This window comes from Mycobacterium sp. (assembly GCF_025933915.1).
Taxonomy (GTDB): Bacteria; Actinomycetota; Actinomycetes; order Mycobacteriales; family Mycobacteriaceae; genus Mycobacterium.
In genome coordinates this window covers 1-2,831 of record NZ_JAICZA010000284.1, presented here as the reverse complement: position 1 = coordinate 2,831, position 2,831 = coordinate 1, and the positions used below count along the sequence as shown (strand labels likewise).

Annotated in this window: 2 protein-coding genes and 3 pseudogenes; 2 read left to right on the top strand and 3 right to left on the bottom strand. The window is 65.7% G+C overall.

The window, feature by feature from the left end; translation table 11 throughout:
• Window positions 1-1,361: nitrite/sulfite reductase (locus tag Q0W90_RS24040; RefSeq protein ID WP_297777132.1), on the bottom strand; the 1,361-nt coding region annotated here is incomplete at its 3' end.
• A gap of 272 nt (window positions 1,362-1,633) precedes the next feature.
• On the opposite strand from Q0W90_RS24040, the pseudogene Q0W90_RS24035 reads away from it, so the two are divergent.
• Window positions 1,634-1,777 (top strand): annotated as a pseudogene (locus Q0W90_RS24035) (thioredoxin-disulfide reductase); the annotation flags it as partial.
• 155 nt (window positions 1,778-1,932) lie between these two features.
• Here the strand turns inward: Q0W90_RS24035 and Q0W90_RS24030 are convergent.
• Complete coding sequence (locus Q0W90_RS24030; RefSeq protein ID WP_297777129.1) at window positions 1,933-2,343, bottom strand: nitroreductase family deazaflavin-dependent oxidoreductase; 411 nt, start codon at window positions 2,341-2,343, stop codon at window positions 1,933-1,935.
• A 32-nt stretch (window positions 2,344-2,375) separates the two neighbouring features.
• Between Q0W90_RS24030 and Q0W90_RS24025 the strand changes: the two are divergent.
• Window positions 2,376-2,483: pseudogene (locus Q0W90_RS24025) on the top strand (TetR/AcrR family transcriptional regulator); the annotation flags it as partial.
• Between the two features lie 124 nt (window positions 2,484-2,607).
• Here Q0W90_RS24025 and Q0W90_RS24020 read toward each other — a convergent pair.
• Window positions 2,608-2,831: pseudogene (locus tag Q0W90_RS24020) on the bottom strand (TetR/AcrR family transcriptional regulator); the annotation flags it as partial.

Here is a 2,831-nt window from a genome sequence, read left to right as displayed (position 1 = left end):
GCGTCCAGCCGGGATTCGACGTCGGCCAGGCGCTGTTCGAGCTCGGGCACCAAAGTCTGGGTGCGAACCCGGGTTTCGGCGAACGACAGCTTGCAGTACTCAATTCCGGTGCACGCCATGGTGTTCTTGCGCCACGACGACGGCCGTGACGGCAGGCCCAGCGCGTCCAGGCCGGCGACCAGCTCGTCGACCTTGTCGTCGGCCACGTCGAGGATGACCAGCTTCTGGAACGGGGTCCACCGGGCCCGGTCGGAGCCGGCCTTTTCCATCAGGTCGGCCACGGCCGACAGGGTGCTGCCCGACACGCGTCCGGCGATCGGCGCGACGCCGATCGCGTTGAGGCCGTTCTTGATTCGCTGCACGCCGACGTGGTCGATGGTGTGCTTGGCCGGCGCGGGGGCCGGGCCGTCGATCAGCCGGCGGTTGAGGTATTCGTCTTCGAGAACTTCACGGAACTTTTCCACGCCCCAGTCCTTGACCAGGAACTTCAGCCGGGCCTTGGCGCGCAGCCGCCGGTAGCCGTAGTCGCGGAACAGCTGGGTGACGGCCTCCCAGACGTCGGGCACCTCACTCAGCGGAATCCACGCTCCGAGCCGCTGCGCGAGCATCGGGTTGGTCGACAGGCCGCCGCCCACCCAGAGGTCGAGGCCGGGGCCGTGCTCGGGGTGGTGGACGCCGACGAACGCGATGTCGTGCGTCTCGTGGGAGACGTCCTGCAGCCCGGAGACCGCGGTCTTGTACTTGCGCGGCAGGTTCGCGTACTCGGGGTTGTTCAGCGAGCGGCGGACGATCTCGTCGACCGCGGACGACGGGTCGAGCACCTCGTCGAGCGAGTCGCCGGCCAGTGGCGAACCGTGGATGCCGCGCGGGCAGTCGCCGCACGCCTCGGTGGTCTGCAATCCCACGGAATCGAGCCGTCGCCAGATCTCGGGGACGTCCTCGATCCGGACCCAGTGCAATTGCAGGTTTTCCCGGTCGCTGATGTCGGCGGTGTCGCGGGCGAATTCGGTCGAAATCCGGCCCAGCGTGCGCATCGTGTGCGCCGTCATCGCCTTGCCGTCGGAGCGGACGCGCATCATGAAGTACTTGGCTTCGATCTTGTCGGTGTTCTCGTCGCCGGTCCAGCTGCCGTCGTAGCCCTGCTCGCGTTGGGTGTAGAGGCCCATCCAGCGGAATCGCCCGCGCAGATCGGACTTGTCGATGCTGTCGAAACCCTGTTTGGCGTAGACGTTGATGATGCGGTCGCGCACATTCAGCGGCCCATCGTCGTTCTTGATCTTTTCGGTGTCGTTGAGGGGTTCGCGATCTCCCAACGCCCACTGACCCTCGTTGCGGGTCTTAACGGGACGTGCGGTGGTCATGTGGTGTGTCTCCTTCGCGAACAGGTCGCGGCGGTACGGATCGGTCGGCAGGCGGCGAGCTGGGCTGCTGGGCCTTCGTGGCTACCGGGCATCGACGATGATGTTGTGTGTCAGTGGGTGCCCGTTGGCGCAGCATTGGGCCTACGGGTCACGCATTCCATAGTGCACTTCTGACGGGGATGTCAGTAGAGGTGCGACTGTTGTGGGGACACAACCGTTGGTTGTGTGCGCCGTTTCACGTTCGCGGCGCGGATGCGCGGCGCCGCAGCACTTTTCGGCTGGTGTCGCGGCCGGAGTTGATGGATCAGATGCGTGAGCAGGCGTTGCGCTTTGGTGCTGATTTGCGGATGGAAGATGTGGAGTCGGTGTCGCTAGGCGGTGCGGTGAAGTCGGTGACCACGGCCGAGGGTGAGACGGAGGTGGATCGCACCTACCGCCAGGCCGTGACCGCCGCCGGCAGCGGTTGCGCGGCCGCCATCGACGCCGAACGCTGGCTCGCCGACGAGGAAACCGACGTGGTCGCCGACGTCACACCGGCGATGGATCGAAAGTCGTTGCGCGGCGGATGTTTTCAGGTGATATCGGCGACCAGGACGCCCATCCGGCGCAGCCCCAGCCGCGCGACGAGCGGCAGCCCGTCGCCGTCGGCGCCGGTGGGCAGCACCCGCAGGTTGGTGATGTGTACGTCGCGGTTGCGAACCTGGATATCCGCCTCGCCCGCGGCCAGCAGGTTCTTGACCCAGTCGGCCTTGCCGTGGCCCAACAGGATCGCGACGAGGTTGCCTTTGCGATAGGCGTTCACCACGGTGCGATACGGCTTGCCCGACTTGCGGCCCTGGTGGTTGATCACCACGAACGTCGGCAAATAGCGTGCCGCCCGCCGCATGACCGGGTTCATGTACTTCATCTGCAACCGGTCGAGCCAGGCCGGAAAGAGCATCGGCATGCCGGGCGCACTGTTGGGATGGTCCTTGGCGGACATAGGAACTCCTGATCGTTAGACGGATAGCGTAACTGTCGTTTATCGTCACCCCGCACACCAGCATCAACCTGGCGACTATCGACGACACCCGCACCTACGTGCGCAACTACCTGATGCCGATGGTCACAGGGCCGAGCTAGTCGCCGGCCCGGGTGAGTCACATGCGCCACTTTCGTCGCGAGGCAACAGGCGACATGCCACGGCGCACCGCAGCCGGCCCGCTGGCACACCGGATTACGGGCCTAGTCCGCGAGCGGCAACGAATTAGCGGCCGGGCGTGAGATGGGCGGTGACGATCGGGGTGACCCGCGCAATGAGTTCGTCCACTGAAGCGGACGCGATCGGTTCGACCTGCAGGACATGGCGCAAGTAGGCGATGCCCAGGAGTTGGCCCATGGCCAGATCGATACGCAGTTCGGTGTCCGACCCCGTCAGCAACTTGGCCAACTCCGGATACAGCTGGCCCTGAATGAACTGACGCACCAGGG